The sequence below is a fragment of the Agrobacterium vitis genome (genome assembly GCF_013337045.2).
Lineage (GTDB): Bacteria > Pseudomonadota > Alphaproteobacteria > Rhizobiales > Rhizobiaceae > Allorhizobium > Allorhizobium vitis_B.
The window spans coordinates 1,850,058-1,874,201 of sequence record NZ_CP118259.1 but is presented as its reverse complement, the minus strand read 5'-3'; the positions used below and the strand labels follow the sequence as shown (position 1 = coordinate 1,874,201).

Below are 24,144 nucleotides of genomic sequence, written 5' to 3'. Positions count from 1 at the left end.
GCCAGCTCCAACCTCCGAAAACGCGGAGCCATCATGAGCAAGACAGCTAACCGAGGGGACCAGACCGTCAGCGGCCTGAATCGATAATTTTGCAAATGCTCGAGCGCACAGCGTCCTTGCTGGTGAGCTGACCGGCCTGGATATCAAACACAGCATCGACCCTGACACCTGCGCCTTTCTGGCGGGCGACGACGCGAAGAGTCTGAATCCGGCCACTGCCACTCGTTTCCTGGAAGGCGTCAATGGACGACAGATCTTTGTTGATCTTAATCCCGGAGAAACCTTCCGCCGCAACGGCCTGAGCCAGCTCCTTCAAAACGACGGATGCCTTGGCTTTTGGATATTCCTGCCACGAACGATAACTGAGCGCCGTGACCATAGGAACACCAGTAACTTGGAAATTACTCTCGCAGGATGCCGCTTGCGCATGTGCCGCAACAGTCAAAAGCATCGACGTGGCTAAGATCACAGTTTTCATTTTATCTTCAATCCGTTGAATATTGGCCGACCTATGACCCGGACTTCAGCGTGAAAGAAGACGGAATGTCAACCGGTACAGATGAGCTAGTTGGAACGCTTGTCCAGATGCTCCTGCGGTTGATGAGCCTGGCGGTTATCGCTCCCGCCGCGCACGGCCGATCTGGCCGAAACGTAGTTCATAAACCCCTCTAAGGGTATCCCATCCATGGCAATCTTTTCTGGCATCGCCGCCATTGTCAGCGGCGTGGCGTCGGCACTTGGCGCGGTCTCAACCTTTATCGGTGGTATGGGCATCATCGGCTCGACACTGCTGAAGGCGGCGGTCGGGGTTGGCTTGAACTATCTGGCCTCGGCTGTCGCTGGCAAGAACAAGGCTTCGACGGCAAGCTTTGCCGTCAATGGGCAATTGCAGTCCGGTGGCACCGTGCCGCGTTCGGTCATCTTCGGGATGACTGCCACGGCTGGTTCTCTGGTTTATGCCAATACCTGGGGCAACGCAGGCAAAACACCGAATGCCTATGTCACGCAGGTCATTGCGCTGGCCGATGCGCCGATTAAGTCGCTGCTGGTGGCGGTGGTCAATGGCGTGGCCTGCGAGATCGATTTCGATCATCCGCACGCCGAATACGGCTGGCCGGTGCTCGATTACCGCAAGGGCAATACCGATTACCTTTGGCTCAAATTTTACGATGGCACGCAGACCCAAGCGGATAGCTTTCTGGTCAACCGCGTCTCGTCCACGGCCCGGCCTTATGAGAATACCCGCGTCGGCCATGGTGTTGCCTATGTGATTGCCACCTCGCGCGTGAACCAGGAGCTGTTTTCCGGCTTCCCATCCTTCAAGTTCGTGCTGGACGGAATGCGGCTTTACGATCCATCCAAGGATAGCTCGGTTGGCGGCAATGGTGCGCAGCGCTGGAGCGACGCCTCGACCTGGGGCGGCGACGGCGACAGGCTGCCTGTTGTCCAGCTCTATGCCCTGATGCGGGGTATCCGCTGGAACGGTCAATGGCTCTATGGCCTCCAGACCGTCACCGAACGGCGTTTGCCTGCCAGTCACTGGATTGCCCAGATCGGCAAATGCCGCACCTTGATCGAAGGCGCTGATGGCATGGAGGCCACCTACCGCTCCGGCGCTGAGGTGCAGGTCAGTGCGGCCATCCAAGACGCGGCACAAGCGATGCTGACCGCCTGCAATGGGAGGCTTGCGGAGATTGGCGGCACCTATAAGCCGTTTATCGGCGTGTCGGACGAACCGGTCATGACCTTCACCGACGCCGATATTCTGTCCACGGAAGAGCAGAGCTTTACACCTTTCTTCGGCCTGTCCGATACCATCAACGGGATTTCTGCGTCCTATCCATCGCAAGATGACGCCTGGAACATGACGGAAGCCCCGCCGCTCTATAACAGCGACTATGAGGTGGAAGACGGCAACCGCCGTCTGCTGTCTGATGTCAGTCTCGATTTTGTGCCTTACGCTGCGCAGGTGCAGCGGCTGATGCAATCGGCCTTGAAGGAGGCGCGTCGCGCCCGCCGTCATACCATTTCCATGCCGCCAAAGTTTGGGGCATTGGAGCCGGGTGACATTGTCGCCACGTCCAGCAATCGCAACGGCTATATCGAGAAGCGGTTTCGGGTTGATGGCGTTCTCGATCAGCCCAACCTTGATGTGGTTTTGGATATCACGGAAGTCGATCCGACCGATTACGGCTGGAACCAGGGCACGGATTATAAGCCGCCGGTCACCGGCAGTCTGTCCAGCGGGGTGCCTGCTGCACAACCCATGTACGGCTGGAAGGCCGAGCCGGCGACGATCTTCGATGCCAATGGCAATGCCCGGCGCCCATCCATCAAGGTGATCTGTGCGCCGGATCAGGATGACGTGGCCAATGTCTGGGTGCAAGTGCGCCTGAAGGCGAGCCAGATGGTGGTGTTCGACAGCAATGCCACCGCCTATGCTGCCCCGTTTGAGTGGATCTTGAACGGCACGTTCCTGTCAGCCTCGCTCTATCAGGCGCGGGGCCGGTTCGTGCCTTATTCCAATCGCACCACCGAATGGGGCGACTGGATCGATGTGCTGACGCCGGATGTGCGGTTTTTGGCTGGGGCCGATTATGATCCGTATGAGGGCGCAGTCGGCCTGTCGGGCCTGGACGATGATCTCGCCAGCTATCAGGACTGGATCGGCTCTGGCCTGCGCGATGTGCAGGCAACCCTGGAGGAACTGGATGTGCGCATTGCCGGTCTGGATCTGGGAACGGCTTATGCCCGTCAGCAATTGCGCCAGCAGATCAAGGCGGTTGCCGATGGCATCACGGCGGATTGGAGCCTTGCCGTTGATGTGGTGGCCTCTGCCAATGCAGCCACGGCCAGCCGGGTCGAGACGCTGACCGCCAGCTTTAACAGCGTCACGGCCAGCTTTACCTCGCAGATCACCGCCCTTGGCAGTGCCGATACAGGTCTTTCAAAGCGCATCGATACCTTGTCGGCCTCGCTCGCGTCGTCGTCATCTAGCTTGTCATCGCGGGCCGATGCACTGGCCGCAGCCGATACGGCCCTGTCGAGCCGTGTCGATACCCTGGCCGCCTCGCTGGCGGATACCAAGACAGGCCTCCAGAATACCGCCACCGCCGTCTCGACCCTGCAAGCCAGTGTCGCCACCACCAATGGCAATGTCTCATCGATTGCCACAGCGCTGACCTCGCTGACGGCAGCCTCTGCCAGCGGCGATGTCTCCACTGCCAATTTCCGAATGTCCGCCATGGGCGGGCCTGCGGGCTATGCCCGTATCGGTGCGGAAGCGCGACAGGGCGGCAATGGAAGCTGGCGCAGTGCGGCCTGGTATCTCGATGTCCCCAATGACGCGAACCTGCCCAGCCGGTTCGTGGTCGAGGCCGGGCAATTCCTCGTCGTTGCCGGTGGCAATCTCAATAACCCGTTCGTGGTCGATGGTGCTGCCGTGCGGATGAATGTCGCCAATATCGGCACGGTGACAGCCGGTGAGATCCGCAGTTCAAACGGCAAGATGGTCATTTCGCTCAACGCAGGCACGATTGTGATTTCTTCATGACCAAAACCCTTATTGGCCTCGACTATACCGGCACGGCCTGCATCAAGATCACCAAAGGAAGCTTCGATCCGGCAACCACCTCGGATGCCGAGATATCGAAGTTTTACTATTCGTCCAAATGGGCGGCAGACTGTAAGGTCAACGCCATCCAAACCGGGGCGACCGGAACGACGCCCCGTGGCTACTATCCGTCTGCCTCGTCCTGGACTTGGTGGAGTTCCGGCAATGGCGATGGCGGCTATCAGGACATCTATAAGAAGTCCTATTTTCCCGGCCTGATCTATGACCTGCCGCTCTATGACCGCAAGCGGGTCGATGCCAATGGGTTCTATACCCATATGCGGATGCTGGAGATGTATTTCGGCACCAATGACCGCACACAGGTCTGGAAGCTCGGCGACGAGGGAACCTATCTGATGGGCTGGGCCTCAGCTAATGCCACCTATAGCTTTTCCGGGTACTTCGCGGCGACCATCAAACCCACGGAAAGCTCGATCTGGCTATCAGGCACCGACAAGCTGGTTGTCTGGCAATTGCCGGGCGATGAGACGGCCATCCAGAATGGTACGCCGCAAGCGGCGGTGTCAGGCCAGCCACAGATCATCATCAGTTCGACTGATCTCAGGGTCAGCAAGCCGGGCTTCGATGTGAATACGGCGACTGGCAGCCAGCTGGCATTTAGCTCAACGCAGATCCCGGCCAAGGTAATTGCCGCCGCCGATATCGTTGTTCCAAAAGGAACGAGTTATTTCGACTGCGGCATGGCGCTGCCCACCGACACGATCATCGAATGCCATTTCTATGCGTCTGGCCAGCCGATCTATTTTCCGTGCCACCCCAACAATGGGCCGTTCGGTGCAACGTTTCGGGCCAATGGCAATACCGTCGAGTTCTCCAATCCGAACGGGGCCTGCCGGGCGCGGGTGATCGTCTTTGCCGAGGCACCGGCCAGTGCCACCAGCGGTGCCAACAATGTGCTGCGGCAATTCGATCAGAACGGTCAGCAGGTTGTGCAATTCCTTCGACCTGGTGCAGGGGCATCGCCGGGCTTTGGCGATATCGTCATCGATAGCCGGTGGCCAGCACTGCAAATCGTCAAGGAAGGCTATCTGTCGATCGCCACCGGCAACCAGGCCAATACGATCAGCTACGATGCCAGCGGCATGTTCACCTTTATCAAGTGGTGTACCGTCCACGGTAGCGGCAAGGTTGAAGGCGGCTCGCTGTCGATCAACACCACCAAGTTCGTGCGCACGCCAAGGCTTGGCAAATACCGCACCTATAACGACAGCTGGGGATCTCCGACCTTCACCGGCGACACCAGCTATGTCCAATACACGGACACGGGCGCGACCTTTTACACCTTCCGGGGCAACCCGCTTTACGTCGCTTACTACAATCAAAGCGGCGGCGGGGTGCGCACTGAAACCGTCAACGATCCCGCCGCCATCATTGGCCTTCGCTACTACGTCTTCGGCGTAGCGCTGCCATAAGGCGGGGCTTTCTCCCCATGTCTTCCATGTCCACCGAAAGGCCTATCATGACCATGAACATTCACCCCGATGTCGCCTATCGCGAGTTGTCAGCCCAGGCCGACTTTCTGAAGCAGCGCAATCTGGCGCTAGCCCAGACGCTAGCCGAAGTCAGTGCCGAGCGCGACCAGTTGCAAGCCGAATTGAAGGCTTCGACCGCCACGAATCAGCAGGAGAATGCCGATGGCGCTGCGCAGTGATTATAGGGCAGGCACGATCTCGGTTGCCGCAGGTGCAACGGCCGTTACCGGCTCCGGCACGGCCTGGTCAACGGCGGGGTTTGCCGAAGGGGATCTGCTGTTTGCCGATGGATATTGCGGGATTGTCGGCTCGGTCACCAGCGACACGGCGCTAACGCTGGCCCAGCCCTGGCGGGGTGGAACGTTGAATGGCGCGGCCTACCGACTGCGCTATCAGGGTGACGGGTCGCGGATCTCGGCGCAGGCCCGGCAGTTGATCGATCTGCTGGGCAATTCCGGCAATCTCGAAGCGCTGGGCGGCTTACAAGGTCTCGCCAACCGGCTCAGCTATTTTACCGGATCAGGTCAAATGAGCCTGACGACACTAACGGCCTTCGCGCGCTCGTTACTCGATGATGCGGATGCCGCTGCGGCGCGTTCGACTTTGGGTGCCGTCCAGCAGGGCGGCGGGACTGGCCAAGGAAGCAACAATATCATCAAGATAGGCTGGGCGACGGATGGGTCGGGATTGTTGGCACAGGTCGATGCCACGCAGATGGGTGCCCTTTGGACAAACGCCTATGTCGAGGGCGATCCGGCTGCCAGACGGGCAAAGCTCGGCGCACAGGCAAATCTGGGATTTGCGCCCGTGCAGCAGGGCGGTGGAACGGGGCAGGGTTCCAACAAGATCTATGTCGGCTGGGATGGCTCAACGCTGCGGGGCCAGGTGGACGCCACGGATCTGGGGCGGATCTGGACGGATTTTGGATCGGGGCGACAGCTGGCTGCAACGGGGTATCAGAAGATCCCGGGCGGCCCGATGATCCAGTGGGGTTCATCTTCAGACAGCGCCAACAGTGATTACTATCAACCTTTTCCGGTCGCCTTCACATCGGCCTGTTGGGCGGTGGCTCCTGTGGCCGATAACATTCTTGGCGCAAGCAATGCGCTATCGATCACAGTGTCGCAGCTGACAAAGAATGGTTTCGATATCCGCTCGCGGGTGATCTCGGCAGCAGGGGTAGGCGGACATACGGGAACATATCTCCATTGGATAGCGATAGGGGTTTAAAATGTCGATTTACGCGATGATCGATGACGAGGGTTTTGCCAAAGCATATTACGACGAGGCGGTGCACGGCGACAGGCAACTGCCGGTCTATAATGAAGTGGGCGAGGTTACTGGCCATCAGCCAAACCCCGACTGCCTGATTCCGAATGAGGCCGTGGAGATCACTCAAGCGCAGCGAAGCGAGATGTTGAGCTTTCCGTCCCTGCGCAAGCTGATTGACGGGGTTGTGATTGAATACCAGCCACCTCCAGTCGCGCCTGTCATGCCAACGCTGACGCCTCGCCAGTTCTGGCTGGCCGCCTCGCGCATTAATGTAAGTAAGGCGGATGTACTGGCGTTGGTTGATGCCATGGATGACAAGCAGGCAGCTGCGGATCTACGCATCGAGATTACCGAGGCCGTAAGCTTTGAACGGTCCAATCCTGCCATTGACGAAGTGGCGGTCTTGCTCGGCATTTCCGGTGAGCAGCTCGATAGCCTTTGGGTATGGGCTGCCGAGTTTTAGGCGAATTTACGCCAGATCGTCCAGATCGACGCTAAGGGCCTCTGCGATCTTCTTCATCGTCGCAAAGCTTCCGTCCTTCTTGCCGCTCTCGATCTCGGAAACATAGGGCGCGCTGATACCGGCCTGTTCGGCCAATTCCCGCGCCGTCATCTTTCGAAACGTGCGCCAGACCTTGACCGGATTGTCACCGGCAAGAAGCTGGTTGACGACTTCGGCTGGAACAAGCTCGTCGTCACCTGCGGCGATATCGGCCTTGACCTTATCCGCCGCTGCAATGTCGCTGCGGTCGATCAGGCTTTCGTATTCTGCCAGAGGCAGCACGACTAGCGTTTCGCCGTTCGGGGTAATGATGGTCTGCATTGTCATCTCCTATTCGTAGACACTGCCACGCGGGCCGATCTTGAGGATTTCAAGGACGCTGCCTTGATCGTCCATGATCACCCGCCAATCACCCACCCGCAACCGGATGTAAGGCGAGCTGGTCAGTGCCTTTACGTTGTTCGCCATGGACTGCGGATCGCTCGCATATTGCTCGATCTTCTGGGTAATCCGCTTTGCCTCATTGGTTGGCAGGCGGCGAAGAACCTTCAATGATGATTTGCTATATGCGATCTTTTTCATGAGATAAAAATAGCAAATAGCGAACTAATTTACAACGGGCTGCGAGAGGATTGCAGCCAAAAAATCCAAGAAAAGGATGATTATTATGGATCGCGCGAAATTCTTCGCGGCTGTGCGCTCGTCGTTGTTCGGCGGTGCGCTCACGCAAAATCAGGTGAATGGCATCACGGCCATTCTTGATGCCTGGCAGGCCAGCGCGATGACCGATCTGCGGTGGCTGGGTTACATGTTCGCGACGGCCTTCCACGAAACCGCACAGACCATGCAGCCGGTGCGAGAGACGCGCGCGGCAACGGATGACCAGGCTATTGCCATGCTCGACCGGTCATTCGCAAAGGGTACAATGCCCTGGGTGAAGTCACCTTATTGGCGGATCGGCTCGGACGGCAAGAGTTGGCTGGGGCGTGGCTATGTGCAGCTCACTCATAAAGGCAACTATATCAAGCTCGGCGGTGCAATCGGCGTTGACCTCGTCGCCAATCCGTCGCGGGCGATGCGCGAAGACATTGCCCTGAAGGTGATGTTTGTGGGCATGGGTGAGGGGTTGTTTACCGGGGCCAAGCTCGGACATTTCTTCGTCGGGACTAAAGCCGATTGGGTAAACGCCCGCCGTATCATCAATGGCAAGGAACGGGCGGGGGATGTGGCCGCCTACGCGAAGGCCTTTCATGCTGCGCTGGTGGGGGCGGCATGAACACAAATCTCCTCCACAACATCATCAACATGCTCATCGCCGCGATCCCGGCGCTGGCGCTGTTCGACTGGACGGCGTTTTTTAGCGAGGCGGTTTCCTTGAAGATTGTCGGATTGCTCGGCCTTGCCAAGATCCTGATCAATACCTGGCGCGATGGGCCTGCGGGGATGATGAAGCCCCAGCCTCCGGCTGGCTGGCAGCCGGCCCATGACCGCGACGGCAAAGGTGATTGCCGATGATTGCTATCGCCCTGACTGCCTGGAGTGCCCTCAAGGCGCTCCGCGAAAAGCTCGACTGGCGCGGCATCGCCTTGATTGTTGCCGTGCTTATCGCCGGACTAGGCCTGCATCGGTGGGCATCGTCGCTGAAAGAAGCCGGCCGGACTGAGATCCGCCAGCAATGGGCCGAAGCCCAACGCAAGGCTGACTTGCTTCAGCTCGCCAAGATCAAGGCCCAACAGCAACAGATCAATGCCGCCGATGCGGCCTTGGTCGCCACGATGGCCGCTCATGTTGGGCAGGTCGCGGGACTTGAGGCAGCGCTTGCCGAGGAAAGGGAAAGGGATAATGCGAAACCGAATGCTGCGGCTGGGCCAAGCGCCGCTCCTGCCTGCTCTGCTATGCCTGACAGGGTGCGAAACGCTCTCAACGCCATCGGCGCAACCGACCGCTGATCGCAAACCAAGCGTCTCGGCCAGCATCATGGCTGATTGCGATGCACCTGTGTTCATCCCGGCTGGGGCGGATCGGACGGCTGAATATCGGCTGTGGGGTAAGGACCGGAAGGCGCTTGCCGATTGCCGCGCCACAAATGCCGCTAAGGCAGACACCATCAATGCTTTGCAAAGGGGCGGGACGTGACGGACGAACCAGCGGCAAAGCCGCCGAAATACAATATCAACACCTGGATCAATCTCACGACGCTGGTCAGCATCATCGCTGGCGGCGGCTATGCCTGGGCGCAAACCAATAGTGACATTGACGAGCTGAAGCGCTGGCGCGTGGCCGTGGAAGGCCGGCTTGGCAATGCTGACGGCAAAATCGAGGAGCGCTTCAAGGTGAACGAGGTTGAGCTGCGCAAGCTCGATAACCTGTCCTATCGCGTCACAGTTGCCGAACAATCTGCCACCTCGATCTCACAGGCCATCAAGGAACTGCAAATAACGGCCAGCGGGCAAAGCGGCGATCTGCGGGTTATGCGGGAAATCTTACAGCGGATCGAGGCGGCGCAACGCGGCGTTCCGCCTCTGCCATCCTATGGGCGATGAGCAAGCCAAAAACCCCGGCAGCATCCTGGCGGGGTTTTTGTGATTTAGAACACCGCAATGTACTTCAGCAGCGAAAGGATGCCGATGATGATTACGACGAGACGGGCTATCTGTTTTGCCCGGCCATCAATCGGCAACATGCCAATGAGATAGAGAATCAGCACAATCACCAGGAAGGTGATCAGGATGCTGATGAGAATTGAAGTACCCAAAGCCCCACTCCTAAAGACGCTTGATTGCGCCGTGCGGTGGAACCTAATGCTGTGATTTCAAAAGGAAAGGGGAGGGGCTCACAAAATAGCAACCCCACCTTTGTGTAGATTTAAACGATAGACCATTGGCGACGCAATCGCTGCGTTAGGGTGTCTTAGGACTGGGCTTACTTCCAGCCACTGGTTTGGTTGGGATTTTTTCGACCGGAGGGGCGTTACACCCCTTACTTCGCATGGCCGATTCCATAGCGTTTATCTTGCCCTTGGTCACAGCAACTTGCCCTTCTTTGTCCCCACCGAAGGTGCTTGATACGGGTACGCCGAGAAGGAAGACGCCGAGAGCATCGCCATTTGCAGCATCATTTTGTTGTTTCGATATAGCAGCGAGATGGCCCTGCTCTTTCACCATTTCCTGGGCAATCGCCTGACAGTCCATGTTCGTATAGGCAGCCATCGGAATGTCTACAGGAACAATTGCATCAGGCCGTTTTGCACAGCTAGAAATGGCCGCCAAAGCGACCAAGGCAACATATTGAACTCTCATGGCAGCCCCCTAATTTAATCCCCGTGCATGAGTAATCACTTATCGCGGATAAGTGGAAGGGGCGGCATGGGGTTTTCCCGGTTTGTGTAGGGCTTGAAGATCACAACATGTGCTTTTGCCGGATTAGGTTCGATAATAATTTTTCGGAAACAACCTAGAAATACATATTGAATTTAAATTGCAATTTTTAAGAGGTATATTGTCGTATATCCTGACGCCGTCCGACTAAGTTTAATTAGTATGTGACCAATACCACTATTGATTCAGGGATGTTTTCATCAATCGTTTTGTTATCCTTCGATAATTGGTTGGGGATATAAATATGAACAAAATTATTGCTGAGCATTTGAACGTGGCAAAACTGTTGGCGGAAAGGGAAGGTGAAATATTCCTATCGTACCTGATAAGTATGGCTCAAATGGAAAACGATCCAGACGGGCGATTGCTGGAAACAAGAACTTGCGAGGCTCGGAAGACCTTGAGTTTGTCGCTGCCGAGTTAAGGAGGGTTCTGGCCATCGCCGAAGCGGAAGGCAAAGTGATGCTGGCCTACCTTTTGTCTCGGGCAATTGAAGAGGCTGACCGCGAATTACGAGATCGAGCAGTGCCTCGCTCCGAAACTTAGAGAAAAGGCCGGAAGAGTGATCTTCCGGCCTTTTTTATAGCACCTGGCAACGGGTGGCTGCGGTCTTGCGACCACAGCAGCGGGCTAGATTGGCGTCAGACCCCGCTTGGTAAAAACCTGAATCAATACCACACCCGGCACCTGCGCAGGCGCGGGCGGTGTGGCAGGAAAAGTGATTCTCCACAATGCAACATGCGTTAAACTTTACCTCGGTTCGCCCCGTGTCGCCTCCGGCTGCCTATCTGGGTGGCAAGCGGCAATTGGCCGAACGTTTAGCCTCCATCATCGAGCAAATCCCGCATGCGCTTTATGCCGAGCCATTTGTCGGCATGGGCGGTGTGTTTTTCCGGCGCAGGCTTATCCCGAAATGTGAGGTCATCAATGATCGTTCCGGCGATGTGGCAACACTGTTTCGTATTTTGCAGCGCCATTATCCGTTTTTCATGGATCTCATGAAATTCCAGATCACCTCACGCCGGGAGTTCGAGCGCCTGGTGGCAACCGATCCATCTACTCTGACAGATCTGGAGCGAGCGGCGCGGTTCCTTTACCTCCAGCGGCTTTCCTTTGGCGGAAAGGTCGTCGGTCGGAGCTTCGGTGTCGATACCAGCGGCCCGGCGCGCTTTAATATCTCTCGCCTCGGCGTCGTTCTGGAGGAAGTCCATGAACGCCTGTCCGGCGTCGTTATCGAAAACCTCGACTGGGCGAAATTTATCGAGCGATATGACCGACCCGGCACCCTGTTTTACCTCGATCCGCCTTATTTCGGAAACGAGGGTGATTACGGCAGGGATGCCTTCAATCGCCAGCGCTTCACCGAAATGGCCGAACGCCTGAAGTCGGTCAAAGGCCGGTTTATTATCTCCCTCAATGATTGCGAGGGTGTCCGCGAAGTGTTCAAGAATTTCCAATTCGTGACGGTTGGGCTGACTTATACGGTGCGGGGTGGTGCGGGAAAGGATGTCGGGGAGGTGATTATTATGGATGGGAAGGAGGATGTGGAGAATCTGCCTCTAGCATAGACAGGAAATATCGATGGCCGGGACAGATCCTGGCCATCGCTCAAATAGAAAAGGCGTTTAGATGCCTGACGCCTTGCGCAAGGCATCCTTCATCTTACCGCGCCAGTCTTTGCCGGATGCCTTGAAGGCCTCCAGCACATCCGGTTCCAGCCGCAACGTCACAGGCACCAAGGGCTTTTCCACCTTGGGGCGTCCACGGGTTTTACGTGCTTCAGCCAGCCCATCAAAGAATGAGGCTGGAAGGACCTCCTTTGCAGGCCGCATATTGGCAATTTCTTCGATCGTCAGCTCAGAACTATCAACTGCTTCCCAATCCTCTTGCGTATAGCCGTTGCCCGGCTCGAAGTTGGGCTTGGTTGGATGTTTAGTGCCCATGTAGAGCCTTCCTTTCTTTGGCGCTGGCGGGACGAAAGCTGATGATGGACATTGCTTCCGTGCCAAGCGTGGCGAAAATCACCACAGCAGTTCCGTCCGCATAGTAACCAATGGCTTTCATACGCCTGGAATGGCTTGCATCGATAATCGCCGTTTCCCATCTGAAATCGACCACGTTTGCAAAATCAAAGCCGTGCTTGTGTAGATTGGCCAATCGCTTCGGCTCATCCCAGATTATCTTCATGGTATTTTCGTACACGTAAAATCATGAATGGGCAAGAATAAAAGTACACGAAAAATAGTGCAGCCGAATGCCTTGTCGCATAATTCTGACGCTCCCTAAACGGCGCCACACGCATTGAGCGTTTTAAGTCAAGCGGGATTCAGCGATATCGGTTTACGGCTGTGACTAGTGTGGCCAGGTGTGGCAAGCGGCATTGATTTTTCATGGAAAAATTTTCCGGGAAAGTGTGGCCCGATGACCGGTAAAATCTTGAATGAATGGAGGTTCCGGCCTTCCGGGCGAGGCCTCCATTCCCTTATTTCTCAATTTGTAAGTATTCGATTTTATGACGTTATTTTCTGCTTCTTGCAGGTGTTGCTGATTTTATTTTGCAGCCATTTTAACGCCCGACGTTACGTGCCAATTGATAGCTCCCACGCTCGGGCGAGCCACGCAAGCTTCGATTTCGTGGATACCCACGTTCTTCTCGTCGGTTATTTATCGCCCATGGTGAAAGAGGACGATGATCCTACCTTTGTGAAATAAATCTCCGCCCCGGGGCGTTGCCAATATGCGGTGTCAGAGATCTCGTTGTGATCTTCATTTTCAGGCTTGCCGAGTTCAGCCCTTAGGTCGGCGAGCAGGCTGTCATTGTTGGTCAAACTGTAGCCGCATGCCCGGCCGGGATTCACCCCTGTCGCGACCCAGAATGATAAACGGCTCCCGGCCTCTTCATCCCACCATCCAACGACGTCGACCGTCACCTTGTTATAGCTCTCGTAAGATGATTTCCAATTTTTGTCTTCCGGCATTCGGGGCCATCCGAGTTGGTCTCCCTTTTGCGTTGCCTCCTCGACACTTGTGGATCGACAAACAGCAAGAGCTTGAGCGGTCGTAATGCCATTTGCGACAGATATACTGACCGGACCAAGGTAAATAATTGCCGCGGCAATCAGCAACGGCGCAAAGCGATGCTGGTTAAAGTCTGGAGCGTTCAATAGCGGTTCTCCGCAAATTCATTGGATCATCCAGATAGGATGGCGCGTGGCGACTTCTTTTCAAGTCAATGGAGGATTGAGACTGAAGGGCCTTAAACCCACATTTGAAATCCATTCCGGCAACTGCCACAATTTCGGTAAGGGTGGAGATAATCGGTTCTTCAGGCCGATCTTTGTCAGCGAGTCGCAATCGGATTTCGCAAGACCTGTGGATTGGTGGTGTTTATGTGCTGTAACAAAATATCTATCCAGGTAACGGTTCGGTCACACGACTGTTCAAATCAGCGTTGGCATGTAACAATGGCGTATGAAGCACGGTGATCTCCGCTATATCTTGCAGACGCTTTACGATGCCGGAGGCCGGGACGTGAATGCGAAGGATTTGCCTTGGTCGACAGGGATGACGCCTGCGATCCTGCAAGCATTGAACATGCTCTATATGACGCGCTCGGAGCGAGGAGAGGATAAGCTGTTTTCGCTGACGAGGTCAGGCTATGGAGCCATAGGGCAGGAGCCGCCGGTGTTATTTCCATTTTTGCGAAAAATATTTCGATAGTGCGATTCATACTGCCGCATGTCGCGTTTAACTGGGATCACTTCAACAGTAACATCCATGTGCAAAAACATGGACCGTCTTTCAATGACTCTTCCGATTAATCCCAAGGCTCTGACATGCTGACGCATCCTCGCCTTGAAGAGATTGCAAATATCTCGAATGCATCAGTGGCTTGAGATATTTGCAAATGGAATAAGAAGAGTCATCTTCAATGACTCTTCGTATAAATCTCGGCATTCTGGTGTTCGAATTGCCAGGTCAGCACTTGTGATTCGTGGCGCAGCGTCATGATGGCCGGGCTTGATGTCGCCTCGTCAGGAGCGCCGATCAGCAATGGCCAGCGGCGCAGGAAGCGGATGAGCATGCCTTCGCCGCAATCATTGACAGACAGAATGATGTCACCGACATATTTCTCCTTCGGCTCATCACCAAAGATAGCGGCAAGAGAGGCCGTCAGCCGATAGTGATTGGAGAACGTTATATGCATATATTGTGCGCAGAAGGCCAATTCCTTGATTGAACTTCCAACGATGTCTCTCGGTTTTATCATGGTCGCGCCGTCTGCAATGTTTAATTGAGTTGATATGCGAGTGGGATGCTCAATTCCTAGCAAATACGTTAGGGTGAATTTTTCGCAGGGTGTATTCGCAGCAATCTCCATCAAATTTGATGGCATCGTGGCGTCGTAATACGTTTCACCTGCTGTCTGATCCCGGTATTGTTTTGATTCAGTTCCCACGTTTTGACTCGTAATCTAGGGCGCAGAAAAAATACACTGAATTACTAGGGGTAAATTGACCAATATTGGGTTGATTTGTGCTCAATGCGATCGCACTGCGGTAAGCTTCCTGTCTCCATGCGCAACGCTATCCGGGCTTGAACGTCTCAGATCCAGGTTGGAAAATGCAAGAGCCTTGCGGGTCTTGGTCCATTGCAGGCAGAGATTTTAGAAGCTCTTGCCTGACATGGCTTGAAAGCTGCGTTGCCGCCGATTAAACACACTATAGCCAATGGCGCGATCCCTGTGGGGATGGCGCCATTGGCGATGGCAGGTCTCAGGTTCTACGTCGTTGTTTTCGGTCAGCGGAGGCGCGGCGAGCGGTGGTATGGAGCCGCTTCGGAACATGTCGGGGCGGCGGCTTTGGATTGTTTGCCGAGGGTGTTCTGCGGCAAACGCAACCGGTATAAAATGGGCAACGATATGATCGATTTTGAAGCAGCGCGGGCGAAAATGGTGGACGGCCAGATTCGAACGACGGATGTAACCTCTCATTCCGTGCTTTCGGCTTTTCTGTCCGTACCGCGGGAAGCGTTTGTGCCGGACAATCTGAAGGCTCTGGCTTATATCGATGAAGATATTCAGGTCGCTCCCGGTCGCTACCTGATGGATCCGTCGCCGCTTGCCAAGCTTTTGCAGCTGGCGGAAATCGGTCGTAGTGAACTGGTCCTGGAGATCGGAGCGGGTACGGGTTACGTCTCGGCTTTGCTCGGACGTCTCGCCGGGGCGGTTTTTGCCGTTGAAAGCGATGAGCAACTGGCCAGTGTTGCCAAGTCCAATCTTGAAAAGCTGGGTGCCGCGAATGTCACGGTCGTTCAATGTCCGCTGGAGGCGGGCTATGCCAAAGAAGGTCCTTACGATCTGATTTTCCTGAGCGGGTCGGTCGAGGAAGTGTCGCCTGCGCTGTTCGATCAATTGCGTGACGGTGGTCGTTTGATTGGCGTGGTCGGTAGCGGCCGTGCCGTCCGTGCGCATGTCTTCGTCAAGGCTGGTGGTTCTGTTTCGACAAGCTCACTTTTCAATGCTTCGATCAAGCCGCTTCCCGGCTTTGAAAAAGCGCGCGAATTCGTATTCTGATCATCGCGGCAGAAGGTTTGCGAACGGTCATCGTCAATGATCGTTCGCATTGAATTTTTGAATATCTCAAGTCCTCGGTGCGTTTGGGATATTCAAAATGCTTTCAAGGCAAGAAGGTGGTTCACACTTTCAAGCCCTGGTGTTTTTGGCATGGCTTCTGGCCTTGCCCCGGCCTGTTCCATCATCTATCTCCGCAGCGTGGTTGTATTTTTTATTTATATCCATTTTGGTTGTGGATGACCGTGTGGCTGTTTCTTGTTTTAAAGTTGTTTTCGTTCAATTCTTTATATCATTGATTTTTTTGGCGGCATGAACTGCAAGCTGTCAGGCTCTTGTCAACCTCCTGTAAATCTGCGGGCTCGGCCTATGAATTCTCCCAGGATGATTTGTGGTCAGCTTCACGCAATCTAGGCCCTTAGAATAAGGGCTGTCGCAGTTTGATGGTGAGTCTGTCGCCATCTTGTCAGCAATGCAGGGAATGGGTGAGAGCCGTTTCCAATGTTGGTGACAAGTTGGAGAGAATCGGCTTCACATGAGCATGCTGGTAAAAAACTCAGGCGGTCCTTCGGGGCCGGCCCTTCCATGATGGATCGGGCCTTGGCTTAATTAAAGTTGGGAGATGTATCCTTGTCGAGCCTTCGTAACGTGGCTTATGCCGCAGCATTTCTTCCGCTGTTTTTTCAACCTGCCGTGCTGCATGCCGAAACCATCTTCGGCGCCATGGAAAAGGCTTATAAGAACAATCCTGATCTGAACTCGGTGCGTGCCGCCCTGAGGGCAACGGATGAGAGTGTGACGATTGCCAAGGCCGGCTACAGGCCGCAACTGGGCTTTTCCGTCTCCGGCACTCAGTCTTCCTTTGCCAATTTCAACGGCACCGCCGTCGGTAATATCCCGGCGGATAAATATTCGGCGGATTATTATAAATCCGACGTGCAGCTGACATTGACCCAGCAGATTTTCGATGGATTCCAGACGCTCAATAATGTGCGCTCCTCAGAAGCGGGCGTGCTTTCCAATCGGGAAAGCATGAAGGCGGATGAAATCCAGATCCTGCTCGGTGCAGCCCAGGCCTATGCCGATGTGGCGCGGGACCAGCAGCTTGTCAGTATCCGCCGCCAGAACCTGAGCTTCCTTCAGGAACAGTTGAAAGCCGCCAATGCGCGGCTGGAGGTGGGCGAAGGCACCAAAACCGATGTCAGCCAGGCAGAGGCGCAGCTGGCGGGTGCCGATAGTCTGCTGGCCTCCGCTATTGCCCAGTTGAGACAGAGCGAGGCATCCTATATGCAGGTGGTCGGCGAGATGCCGAAGGACGTGCGCCAGCCCGTGCGCGCCACCAAGGCGATGCCGACCAATCTCGACAAGGCCGTTGCTTTGGGAATTAGAGAACATCCCAGCGTGCTTGCCGCGCTCCATGCGGTAACCTCGGCGCAATATCAGGTGAAGTCGGCTGAAGGCAGCCTGCTTCCGGGCGTCAGCCTTCAGGGTAGCCTTGATCGCCACAATACAGATAATCCCAGCGAGTCGACCGACCGCGATTATTCCGCTGCATCGATTACAGCGCAGGTGAAAATTCCTCTCTACCAGGGCGGTTCGGAATATGGCCAGATCCGCAAAGCCAAGGAAACCGTTGGTGCGCAGGAGCTGAAAGTCGATTACGCCCGATTGAGCGTACGAAAGCAGATCATGACCGCTTTTGCCCAGATGCAAGCCGCAACGGCGGCTATCACCTCGGGCCGCAAGCAGGTTGCTGCCGCAAAGCTCGCCTTGCAAGGTGTTATCGAGGAACGCAATGTCGGCCAGAAAATCACCCTTGACGTTTTGAACTCGCAGCAGACCGCACTCGACGCTCAGGAAAGCCTCGTGAATGCACAGCGCAATGAAGTGGTGGCCAGCTACTCATTGCTGGCGGCAACCGGCACCTTGACGGTCAGGAGCCAGGGATTGCAAGTGGCGGAATATAAGGCTGAAGAGCATTACGATGCCGTCAAGGACAAATGGTTCGGATTGCGGGTCGCCAACGGCAAGTAAACCCAAGGGGGCAAGTCACCTACGGGGTCATTGAAAACGGCAGTTGATATTGCCTTCGCACCATATCTCATGCGTCCAATGCATTTGAGATATGGTGCAATGCCTTCAAGGCGCGTATGTGTGAGCATCATCGTCTCTTGGTATGATGCCCTTCATCCTGGATAATTCGGCCCAGCTTGCGAAACAATCCTCGATTGAACTCATAAAGCTGTGTATTTTGGGCTTTAAGCTTTTGAAGGCGATTTCCTCGAGCAAAGGGGTATCCTAAGGTCAAGCGAATCACATGGCAAAAGCCGATGGGGTTTGAAGCCAAATGGGGAATGTAATGGCCCAGCCGAATGTATCGCGTGAACCGTCCATGGAAGAGATCCTGGCCTCCATTCGCCGGATTATCGAAAGCAATGAGCCGGCACCCGCCCGGTCTTTCGATGATGCCTATGGTTATGACAGCGAAGTGGACGAACTGGATATTGCAGGCAATGCTTTTTCCGTTGAGGCTGTGCCCATGGATTTGCCGGTTGCGGCCAACCAGCCCGGTCCGGTTCAGCTGGCAACATCTGCTGCAAACCGTTTCTCTGAGGGTGCAGGCGATCAGGGCCGTGACCATTCAAACCGTGAGCCTGGCGTTGGCGGACAGCAGATAGCAGATGACGCAAGACATGCCGGAAAGCCGGTCTCGCTTGCCGATCTGGCGGCCCGGGTGCGCGCCACGTCCGAGCGGCGCGAAGAGCCTGGCGTTTCCGAGTTTCTTTCTGAATTTCCCCCCGCTTTTTCCAAGCAAGAGCCGCAGTCTCGCGATGGTCGTGGGGCTTCCTCCTACATCTCTGACGCTATTGGTGGTTTTCGCGAGATTGCTACGGAGCAAGCGGGGCCTATGGGGCAGGTCCGGCCTCTGGCACAGGCGCGAATCGCTGAACCGGAAGCCATGAGCGCCAGCCAGCGCCATATCGAAGCGCTGTTGCAGTCGGAACCTGTGGCCCAGGCTGCGATGTCTCCTCAGGAGCAGGCCGAGGAGGCTGATACGCAGAATGATACTCGGGCCGATAATCGGCAAGGCGCGCTTTTGTCCATGCAGGCCGGTGCGCAGGTGGCCAAGTCCTTTGAGGAACTGGCAGCTGTCGTCGATGGTCAGCAGCGCAGGTCGCTGGATGAAATTGCCCAGGATATGTTGCGGCCGATGTTGCAGGACTGGCTTGACGACAATCTGCCGACGCTGGTTGAGCGTCTGGTGCGCGAAGAGATCGAACGAATTGCACGTGGTCCGCGCCGCTAAGAGAGCGGTGTCGCAGGCTGCTCTCGGCAAGCGTGCGTATGAAAACGTCGAACTGGAACAATCAGAAGCCGCCTTGTGAATGGGCGGCTTTTTGCTTTCCTTTCTTGACACTGCGCGACCTGTCCGCTTTACCACGTGGTTGACGAAAACAATGAAATCCAACGTCCGCCCGCGTTCCCGTGAACCGGCAGGGCCTTAATGTCTGGTCAGAACATGCTCGATAAGACCTATGATTCCGCAAGCGTAGAACCGAAAATCGCCAAGGCCTGGGATGAGGCGGAGGCATTCCGCGCCGGTGTGAATGCCAAGCCGGGTGCGGAAAGCTTCACCATCGTCATCCCGCCGCCGAACGTGACCGGGTCGCTGCATATGGGCCACGCGCTCAACAATACCTTGCAGGACATCATGATCCGCTTCGAGCGCATGCGCGGCAAGGATGTGCTGTGGCAGCCGGGCATGGACCATGCCGGCATTGCCACGCAGATGGTGGTCGAGCGGCAGTTGATGGAAAAGCAGCTGCCGGGCCGCCGCGAGATGGGCCGTGATGCCTTTATCGATAAGGTCTGGGAGTGGAAAGACGAATCGGGCGGGTTGATCTTCAACCAGTTGAAGCGGCTTGGCGCCTCCTGCGACTGGTCGCGTGAGCGCTTCACCATGGACGAGGGCCTGTCCGAGGCGGTTCTGGAAGTTTTTGTCACCCTCTACAAGCAGGGGCTGATCTACAAGGACAAGCGCCTCGTCAATTGGGACCCCAAGCTGTTGACGGCGATTTCCGATCTGGAAGTCGAACAGCAAGAGGTCAATGGCAATCTCTGGCACCTGCGCTACCCGCTGGAAGAAGGCGTGACCTACCAGCACCCTGTTGCCTTCGATGAAGACGGCAAGGCGACGGAATGGGAGACCCGCGACTACCTGGTGGTCGCCACCACCCGCCCGGAAACCATGCTGGGCGATACCGGCATTGCCGTTCATCCCGATGATGCGCGCTATCAGTCGATCATTGGCAAGCATGTGATCCTGCCGATCGTTGGCCGTAGAATTCCTATTGTCGGTGACGAATACCCCGATCCGACGGCAGGTACAGGCGCTGTAAAAATGACGCCCGCCCATGACTTCAACGACTTTGATGTCGGCAAGCGTGCGGGTTTGAGGATGATCAACATCCTCAATATCGATGCGACCGTGACCATTGTCGAAAATGACGATTTCCTGGAGGGACTGACCCCGAGCCGCGAACAGCAGATGGTCTGGGCCGAGCTGGAAGGCCAGGACCGCTTCTTCGTGCGAAAGAAGATCGTCGAGATCTTCGAGGCGGAAGGGCTGCTTGATAAAATCGAGCCGCATAAACACACGGTGCCGCATGGCGACCGTGGAGGCGTGCCAATCGAGCCGCGCCTGACCGAGCAATGGTATGTGGATGCCAAGACACTGGCCAAGCCCGCCATTGACAGCGTGCGCGAGGGCCGCACCAAATTCGTGCCGAAAAACTGGGACAAGACCTATTACGAGTGGATGGAGAATATCCAGCCGTGGTGCGTCTCGCGCCAGCTCTGGTGGGGACATCAGATCCCGGCCTGGTATGGTCCTGACGGCCAGGTCTTCGTCGAAAAGGACGAGGAAACGGCGCTTCACGCCGCCATTCAACATTATCTGTCGCATGAAGGGCCGATGAAGGCTTTCGTGGAAGACAAGATCGAGAATTTTAAACCGGGCGAGATCCTGACGCGCGATGAAGACGTGCTCGATACCTGGTTTTCCTCGGCGCTCTGGCCGTTCTCCACGCTCGGCTGGCCGGAAAAAACCCCGGAAGTGGCGCGCTATTATCCGACCAATGTGCTCGTCACCGGTTTTGATATCATCTTCTTCTGGGTTGCCCGGATGATGATGATGAGCCTGCATTTCATGAAGGATGAAGCGGGTAATCCGGTTGAGCCATTCGAAACCGTTTATGTTCACGCGCTGGTGCGTGACAAGAACGGTCAGAAAATGTCGAAATCCAAGGGCAATGTCATCAACCCGCTGGAACTGATCGATGAATATGGCGCCGATGCGCTGCGCTTCACGCTGACCATCATGGCCGCTCAGGGCCGCGACGTGAAGCTGGATACGGCGCGGGTTGCAGGCTATCGCAATTTCGGGACCAAGCTGTGGAACGCCACCCGTTTTGCCGAGATGAACGGCGTGAAGTCCGATCCATCCTTCCTGCCCGAGGCCGCGACGCTGGCCATAAACCGCTGGATACTGACGGAACTGACGCGGGCTGAACGCGAGGTCACGGAGGCCATCGCGCATTTCCGCTTCAATGACGCGGCCAGTGCGCTTTATCGCTTCGTCTGGAACCAGTTCTGCGACTGGTATCTTGAATTGCTGAAGCCTGTCTTTGCCGGTGAAGACGAAGTTGCCAAGACTGAAGCCCAGGCTTGTGCTGCCTATGTGCTGGAGCAGACCTACAAGCTGCTGCACCCCTTCATGCCGTTCATGACGGAAGAACTGTGGGCGCATACCGCAGGTGAGGGTGTCGAGCGCGAAACGCTGCTGTGCCATGCCGACTGGCCGGTTCTGACCTTCAGCGATGAGCAGGCGGCTGCCGATATCAATTGGTTGGTCGATCTGGTCAGCGGCATTCGCTCAGCCCGGGCGGAAATGAATGTGCCACCTTCCGCCGTCGCGCCGCTCACCGTCGTTGGCGCCAATGGTGTGACCCGCTCCCGGCTGGAGCATCATGAAGCCGCCATCAAGCGCCTGGCGCGGGTGGGTGAGATCGGCCATGCCCCGGAAGCGCCGAAGGGTTCGGCTCAGGTCATCGTCGGCGAGGCCACGGCCTGCCTGCCGCTTGGCAGCCTGATCGACCTTGGTGCTGAGCGTGCTCGCCTGGAAAAATCGATCGGCAAGGTCGACCAGGATATCGAGAAGGGGCGCAAGAAGCTCGGCAATGAGAAATTTGTCGCCAATGCCGATCCGGAAGTCGTTGCTGCTGAGCGCCAGCGGCTTGCCGAACTGGAAGAGCAGCGCGGCGTGCTGGCTGTGGCCCTGCAGCGGGTCAACGAGGCCGGTTGACCCCTTAGGAAAAGAGGAACCCGCTTTTTCTGGAAAAAAGCGGCAATCCGAAAGATGAAACCCTGTCTGGTTCAATCTGAACCAGACAGGGTTTCGCTTCCATTGTGATCGGGACCCGAAGGTGCAAGCGCCCTCGGGTATTTTTTTATCCCTGACAAGCCCATTCCTGCCCTGTGGTTTTCCAGCGGAATGCTGTTTTTGCGCTGCAAAAAATACCGTTGAAATCTTAGGAATGATGAATAGAGGCTGCGTTGCTGTTTCGCAACGGTTGTGAAGAAATGTAAAATATTATTCCGTAAACTCGGGGATAATCCCAGTTTAACGCAAAACGTTCCTTTCAATTTGTCAATTTTGCGGCGTTAATAAGACCTTACGTAAAACGATCCCTTCATATGGTGCGCTGCAGTAGTGTTTCGTGAAGTTGTCATTTAGTTTTAATAGGTTAGGCTTCATTCAACAAAATTCCTATGTGTGGAGGGGACATGTCAAAAAAACAAATTACGCGGGGCGTTCTGGCTTTGGTCGCGACGACGCTTTCCAGCACGGCGGCCCTGGCAGGGGGTCTTGAGCGGGGCGGTTACAATATCGATCTCCTGTTCGATCCTTCGACAGCCACAGCCGAAGGTTCCACAGTGTATGTGATGCCAGACCGCAAGCTGAAGAACGTAAAGGATGTCGATTCAAGCGACGGCCTGGGGTCGAACGGCGCCGGTGGGGGTAGTACATCTGTTCGCGACACCGAAAATTATTGGAATTCCCGCATCGGTATGAAAGCCGCGATCGGGAGCGCCGTCGACTGCCTTGTGGATTATTCCGAACCGTGGGGAGCTCACAGCAAGCCAGGCTCAAACTGGGTTGGGGCCAACAGCAATGTCGAAACCAAGATCAAAAGCGAAAATTATGCGCTCACTTGCTCTTATCGTTTTGATGCCGGTCCAGGTCAGATTCGCTTGATCGGTGGCGGCTTCTACCAGGAGGTCAGCGGCTTCAAGGATCGCCTTGTGGTGCCCGATGCAGCTACGCCGTTCGGCAATGGTATTGGCCATTTGGAATTGAAGGGCGACGGCTGGGGATGGCGGGCCGGTGTTGCCTACGAAATTCCCGAATATGCTTTCCGAGCCAGCTTGGTTTATAACAGTGAAGTCAAGCTCGATAACATTACCGGTACGCTGGATCTTAGCCAGGTTAATGGTTCGACTTACAATGTCTACGGATCGCAGAATATGCCCGACACTTTGGAGCTAAAAGTCCAAAGCGGCATTGCACCCGATTGGCTGGCCTTCGGCTCGGTCAAATGGGCCGATTGGAGCCAGTTCCAGTCGATTCCATTCTACATTAAGGGAACCAGCACAGCGGTGACATCGCTGGACCTTGGTTATCGCGATGGTGTTACCGTGGTCGGCGGCCTGGGCCATAAATTTAATGAACAGTGGAGCGGTGCTCTAAGCCTGAGTTGGGATCGTGGCACGTCGCAAGGCTATGGCACCCAGACCGATACATGGGCAGTGGGCGCTGCGGTGATGTATTCGCCGACCAAGAATGTCGAAATGCGGCTGGCCGGCCTGGTTGGTTTGTTGACCAGCGGTAAATCAGGAACCGTTGTGATCAATGGTCAAACATACGGGGATGACGCCACTTATTCTTTCGGCAACGATGTCGTCAGCGCGCTGTCCGCTAACCTGAAGGTCAAATTCTAATCGATCGATCTATCTTTGAGGTCTGATAGTTTTGAACTATAAAAATGGGCGTGGTTGTTCACTACCGAGCGACCGCGCCCTTTGTCTATCATTAGCGCATGGGTAGAAACTCCATATGCTTGTACGTCATGTTGCAAAATATGTCCTCTGCTTGATGTCGGGCCGTCCGTAGATCTGTGCTCTATTTGCAACATGTTCCATATCCTCTCCACCGTAATCCTCTCAGTGCTAAAATGTCTATTTCCCGCCACAAA

27 protein-coding genes are annotated in these 24,144 nt (G+C 55.7%); 18 read left to right on the top strand and 9 right to left on the bottom strand.

Annotated elements, in window-relative coordinates:
• Nucleotides 1-67: 67 nt before the first annotated feature.
• Nucleotides 68-478, bottom strand: a complete 411-nt coding sequence (locus G6L01_RS09055; RefSeq protein ID WP_070165011.1) for a hypothetical protein — start codon at nucleotides 476-478, stop codon at nucleotides 68-70.
• A gap of 207 nt (nucleotides 479-685) precedes the next feature.
• Between G6L01_RS09055 and G6L01_RS09050 the strand changes: the two genes are divergently transcribed.
• The 5 genes from G6L01_RS09050 to G6L01_RS09030 are packed head-to-tail and all read left to right on the top strand — an operon-like array spanning nucleotide 686 to nucleotide 6,841.
• On the top strand, nucleotides 686-3,553 hold the full coding sequence (locus G6L01_RS09050) for a phage tail protein (RefSeq protein ID WP_070165010.1): 2,868 nt from the start codon (nucleotides 686-688) through the stop codon (nucleotides 3,551-3,553).
• Nucleotides 3,550-5,046 (top strand): hypothetical protein, encoded by a 1,497-nt coding sequence (locus G6L01_RS09045; RefSeq protein ID WP_070165009.1) that lies wholly within the window; start codon nucleotides 3,550-3,552, stop codon nucleotides 5,044-5,046. The genes G6L01_RS09050 and G6L01_RS09045 overlap by 4 nt, the downstream gene beginning before the upstream one ends.
• Nucleotides 5,047-5,093: 47 nt before the next feature.
• Entirely contained in the window at nucleotides 5,094-5,285 is a 192-nt protein-coding gene (locus G6L01_RS09040; RefSeq protein WP_139190310.1) for a hypothetical protein, read from the top strand.
• A complete protein-coding gene (locus tag G6L01_RS09035; protein ID WP_070165007.1) occupies nucleotides 5,269-6,336 on the top strand; it encodes a gp53-like domain-containing protein in 1,068 nt (355 codons plus the stop codon). The genes G6L01_RS09040 and G6L01_RS09035 overlap by 17 nt, the downstream gene beginning before the upstream one ends.
• A gap of 1 nt (nucleotide 6,337) precedes the next feature.
• Nucleotides 6,338-6,841 carry a hypothetical protein gene (locus G6L01_RS09030; protein ID WP_070165006.1) on the top strand — a complete coding sequence of 168 codons (504 nt, stop codon included), beginning with the start codon at nucleotides 6,338-6,340 and terminating at the stop codon, nucleotides 6,839-6,841.
• A gap of 6 nt (nucleotides 6,842-6,847) precedes the next feature.
• Here the strand turns inward: G6L01_RS09030 and G6L01_RS09025 are convergent, their stop codons facing one another.
• On the bottom strand, nucleotides 6,848-7,201 hold the full coding sequence (locus tag G6L01_RS09025; RefSeq protein WP_070165005.1) for a helix-turn-helix domain-containing protein: 354 nt from the start codon (nucleotides 7,199-7,201) through the stop codon (nucleotides 6,848-6,850).
• 9 nt (nucleotides 7,202-7,210) lie between these two features.
• Nucleotides 7,211-7,462: a type II toxin-antitoxin system RelE family toxin gene (locus G6L01_RS09020; RefSeq protein ID WP_071206464.1), complete on the bottom strand. Its 252-nt coding sequence runs from the start codon at nucleotides 7,460-7,462 to the stop codon at nucleotides 7,211-7,213.
• Between the two features lie 85 nt (nucleotides 7,463-7,547).
• Here G6L01_RS09020 and G6L01_RS09015 point away from each other — a divergent pair, with 85 nt between their 5' ends.
• Genes G6L01_RS09015 through G6L01_RS08995 form a run of 5 tightly spaced genes read left to right on the top strand, consistent with a single transcriptional unit; the run spans nucleotide 7,548 to nucleotide 9,423 of the window.
• A complete protein-coding gene (locus G6L01_RS09015) occupies nucleotides 7,548-8,156 on the top strand; it encodes a glycoside hydrolase family 19 protein (RefSeq protein WP_174089209.1) in 609 nt (202 codons plus the stop codon).
• Nucleotides 8,153-8,395, top strand: coding sequence for a hypothetical protein (locus G6L01_RS09010; RefSeq protein ID WP_070165002.1), 243 nt, complete (start codon nucleotides 8,153-8,155; stop codon nucleotides 8,393-8,395). Before G6L01_RS09015 ends, G6L01_RS09010 begins: the two co-directional genes overlap by 4 nt.
• Nucleotides 8,392-8,829, top strand: a complete 438-nt coding sequence (locus G6L01_RS09005; RefSeq protein WP_070165001.1) for a hypothetical protein — start codon at nucleotides 8,392-8,394, stop codon at nucleotides 8,827-8,829. Before G6L01_RS09010 ends, G6L01_RS09005 begins: the two co-directional genes overlap by 4 nt.
• Before the next feature lie 28 nt (nucleotides 8,830-8,857).
• Entirely contained in the window at nucleotides 8,858-9,016 is a 159-nt protein-coding gene (locus G6L01_RS09000) for a hypothetical protein (RefSeq protein WP_156584071.1), read from the top strand.
• The gene (locus G6L01_RS08995; RefSeq protein ID WP_070165000.1) at nucleotides 9,013-9,423 is read left to right on the top strand and encodes a hypothetical protein; all 411 of its coding nucleotides are present in this window, start codon (nucleotides 9,013-9,015) and stop codon (nucleotides 9,421-9,423) included. The genes G6L01_RS09000 and G6L01_RS08995 overlap by 4 nt, the downstream gene beginning before the upstream one ends.
• A gap of 44 nt (nucleotides 9,424-9,467) precedes the next feature.
• Here the strand turns inward: G6L01_RS08995 and G6L01_RS08990 are convergent, their stop codons facing one another.
• Nucleotides 9,468-9,635: a Thivi_2564 family membrane protein gene (locus G6L01_RS08990; protein WP_015916376.1), complete on the bottom strand. Its 168-nt coding sequence runs from the start codon at nucleotides 9,633-9,635 to the stop codon at nucleotides 9,468-9,470.
• Nucleotides 9,636-9,780: 145 nt separating this feature from the next.
• Nucleotides 9,781-10,179 carry a hypothetical protein gene (locus G6L01_RS08985; protein ID WP_081344063.1) on the bottom strand — a complete coding sequence of 133 codons (399 nt, stop codon included), beginning with the start codon at nucleotides 10,177-10,179 and terminating at the stop codon, nucleotides 9,781-9,783.
• Nucleotides 10,180-10,501: 322 nt separating this feature from the next.
• Here G6L01_RS08985 and G6L01_RS08980 point away from each other — a divergent pair, with 322 nt between their 5' ends.
• Both G6L01_RS08980 and G6L01_RS08975 read left to right on the top strand, forming a co-directional pair.
• Entirely contained in the window at nucleotides 10,502-10,681 is a 180-nt protein-coding gene (locus G6L01_RS08980; RefSeq protein ID WP_070164998.1) for a hypothetical protein, read from the top strand.
• A 307-nt stretch (nucleotides 10,682-10,988) separates the two neighbouring features.
• The gene (locus G6L01_RS08975) at nucleotides 10,989-11,825 is read left to right on the top strand and encodes a DNA adenine methylase (RefSeq protein WP_070164997.1); all 837 of its coding nucleotides are present in this window, start codon (nucleotides 10,989-10,991) and stop codon (nucleotides 11,823-11,825) included.
• A gap of 57 nt (nucleotides 11,826-11,882) precedes the next feature.
• On the opposite strand, the gene G6L01_RS08970 is transcribed toward G6L01_RS08975, so the two are convergent.
• From G6L01_RS08970 to G6L01_RS08955, 4 genes are all read right to left on the bottom strand, one after another.
• Nucleotides 11,883-12,200, bottom strand: a complete 318-nt coding sequence (locus tag G6L01_RS08970) for a BrnA antitoxin family protein (protein WP_070164996.1) — start codon at nucleotides 12,198-12,200, stop codon at nucleotides 11,883-11,885.
• Complete coding sequence (locus G6L01_RS08965) at nucleotides 12,190-12,444, bottom strand: BrnT family toxin (protein ID WP_070164995.1); 255 nt, start codon at nucleotides 12,442-12,444, stop codon at nucleotides 12,190-12,192. Before G6L01_RS08965 ends, G6L01_RS08970 begins: the two co-directional genes overlap by 11 nt.
• A gap of 473 nt (nucleotides 12,445-12,917) precedes the next feature.
• Complete coding sequence (locus G6L01_RS08960; RefSeq protein ID WP_070164994.1) at nucleotides 12,918-13,421, bottom strand: hypothetical protein; 504 nt, start codon at nucleotides 13,419-13,421, stop codon at nucleotides 12,918-12,920.
• Nucleotides 13,422-14,185: 764 nt separating this feature from the next.
• Complete coding sequence (locus G6L01_RS08955) at nucleotides 14,186-14,716, bottom strand: hypothetical protein (protein WP_139190309.1); 531 nt, start codon at nucleotides 14,714-14,716, stop codon at nucleotides 14,186-14,188.
• A gap of 462 nt (nucleotides 14,717-15,178) precedes the next feature.
• On the opposite strand from G6L01_RS08955, the gene G6L01_RS08950 reads away from it, so the two are divergent.
• The 6 genes from G6L01_RS08950 (at nucleotide 15,179) to G6L01_RS08925 (ending at nucleotide 23,890) form a co-directional block, all read left to right on the top strand.
• Nucleotides 15,179-15,832, top strand: coding sequence for a protein-L-isoaspartate O-methyltransferase family protein (locus tag G6L01_RS08950; protein WP_070165159.1), 654 nt, complete (start codon nucleotides 15,179-15,181; stop codon nucleotides 15,830-15,832).
• Nucleotides 15,833-15,929: 97 nt separating this feature from the next.
• A complete protein-coding gene (locus G6L01_RS08945) occupies nucleotides 15,930-16,145 on the top strand; it encodes a hypothetical protein (RefSeq protein WP_139190308.1) in 216 nt (71 codons plus the stop codon).
• Between the two features lie 314 nt (nucleotides 16,146-16,459).
• Entirely contained in the window at nucleotides 16,460-17,863 is a 1,404-nt protein-coding gene (locus tag G6L01_RS08940; RefSeq protein WP_420359832.1) for a TolC family outer membrane protein, read from the top strand.
• 325 nt (nucleotides 17,864-18,188) lie between these two features.
• Complete coding sequence (locus G6L01_RS08935) at nucleotides 18,189-19,136, top strand: PopZ family protein (RefSeq protein ID WP_070164989.1); 948 nt, start codon at nucleotides 18,189-18,191, stop codon at nucleotides 19,134-19,136.
• Between the two features lie 213 nt (nucleotides 19,137-19,349).
• Nucleotides 19,350-22,193, top strand: coding sequence for a valine--tRNA ligase (locus G6L01_RS08930; RefSeq protein ID WP_070165158.1), 2,844 nt, complete (start codon nucleotides 19,350-19,352; stop codon nucleotides 22,191-22,193).
• 482 nt (nucleotides 22,194-22,675) lie between these two features.
• Entirely contained in the window at nucleotides 22,676-23,890 is a 1,215-nt protein-coding gene (locus G6L01_RS08925; protein ID WP_070164988.1) for an OmpP1/FadL family transporter, read from the top strand.
• The last annotated feature ends 254 nt before the right edge of the window (nucleotides 23,891-24,144 follow it).

What these genes read in the sequence shown, in the direction of transcription:
- G6L01_RS09025 (WP_070165005.1), bottom strand. Translation starts at nt 7,201, where the DNA reads ATGCAGACCATCATTACCCCGAACGGCGAAACGCTAGTCGTGCTGCCT.
- G6L01_RS08980 (WP_070164998.1), top strand. Translation starts at nt 10,502, where the DNA reads ATGAACAAAATTATTGCTGAGCATTTGAACGTGGCAAAACTGTTGGCG.
- G6L01_RS09045 (WP_070165009.1), top strand. Translation starts at nt 3,550, where the DNA reads ATGACCAAAACCCTTATTGGCCTCGACTATACCGGCACGGCCTGCATC.
- G6L01_RS09015 (WP_174089209.1), top strand. Translation starts at nt 7,548, where the DNA reads ATGGATCGCGCGAAATTCTTCGCGGCTGTGCGCTCGTCGTTGTTCGGC.
- G6L01_RS08975 (WP_070164997.1), top strand. Translation starts at nt 10,989, where the DNA reads ATGCAACATGCGTTAAACTTTACCTCGGTTCGCCCCGTGTCGCCTCCG.
- G6L01_RS08965 (WP_070164995.1), bottom strand. Translation starts at nt 12,444, where the DNA reads ATGAAGATAATCTGGGATGAGCCGAAGCGATTGGCCAATCTACACAAG.
- G6L01_RS08925 (WP_070164988.1), top strand. Translation starts at nt 22,676, where the DNA reads ATGTCAAAAAAACAAATTACGCGGGGCGTTCTGGCTTTGGTCGCGACG.
- G6L01_RS09000 (WP_156584071.1), top strand. Translation starts at nt 8,858, where the DNA reads ATGGCTGATTGCGATGCACCTGTGTTCATCCCGGCTGGGGCGGATCGG.
- G6L01_RS08930 (WP_070165158.1), top strand. Translation starts at nt 19,350, where the DNA reads ATGCTCGATAAGACCTATGATTCCGCAAGCGTAGAACCGAAAATCGCC.
- G6L01_RS08935 (WP_070164989.1), top strand. Translation starts at nt 18,189, where the DNA reads ATGGCCCAGCCGAATGTATCGCGTGAACCGTCCATGGAAGAGATCCTG.
- G6L01_RS09050 (WP_070165010.1), top strand. Translation starts at nt 686, where the DNA reads ATGGCAATCTTTTCTGGCATCGCCGCCATTGTCAGCGGCGTGGCGTCG.
- G6L01_RS09005 (WP_070165001.1), top strand. Translation starts at nt 8,392, where the DNA reads ATGATTGCTATCGCCCTGACTGCCTGGAGTGCCCTCAAGGCGCTCCGC.
- G6L01_RS09010 (WP_070165002.1), top strand. Translation starts at nt 8,153, where the DNA reads ATGAACACAAATCTCCTCCACAACATCATCAACATGCTCATCGCCGCG.
- G6L01_RS09055 (WP_070165011.1), bottom strand. Translation starts at nt 478, where the DNA reads ATGAAAACTGTGATCTTAGCCACGTCGATGCTTTTGACTGTTGCGGCA.
- G6L01_RS08950 (WP_070165159.1), top strand. Translation starts at nt 15,179, where the DNA reads ATGATCGATTTTGAAGCAGCGCGGGCGAAAATGGTGGACGGCCAGATT.
- G6L01_RS09035 (WP_070165007.1), top strand. Translation starts at nt 5,269, where the DNA reads ATGGCGCTGCGCAGTGATTATAGGGCAGGCACGATCTCGGTTGCCGCA.
- G6L01_RS08985 (WP_081344063.1), bottom strand. Translation starts at nt 10,179, where the DNA reads ATGAGAGTTCAATATGTTGCCTTGGTCGCTTTGGCGGCCATTTCTAGC.
- G6L01_RS08970 (WP_070164996.1), bottom strand. Translation starts at nt 12,200, where the DNA reads ATGGGCACTAAACATCCAACCAAGCCCAACTTCGAGCCGGGCAACGGC.
- G6L01_RS08945 (WP_139190308.1), top strand. Translation starts at nt 15,930, where the DNA reads ATGCTTTCAAGGCAAGAAGGTGGTTCACACTTTCAAGCCCTGGTGTTT.
- G6L01_RS09030 (WP_070165006.1), top strand. Translation starts at nt 6,338, where the DNA reads ATGTCGATTTACGCGATGATCGATGACGAGGGTTTTGCCAAAGCATAT.
- G6L01_RS09040 (WP_139190310.1), top strand. Translation starts at nt 5,094, where the DNA reads ATGACCATGAACATTCACCCCGATGTCGCCTATCGCGAGTTGTCAGCC.
- G6L01_RS09020 (WP_071206464.1), bottom strand. Translation starts at nt 7,462, where the DNA reads ATGAAAAAGATCGCATATAGCAAATCATCATTGAAGGTTCTTCGCCGC.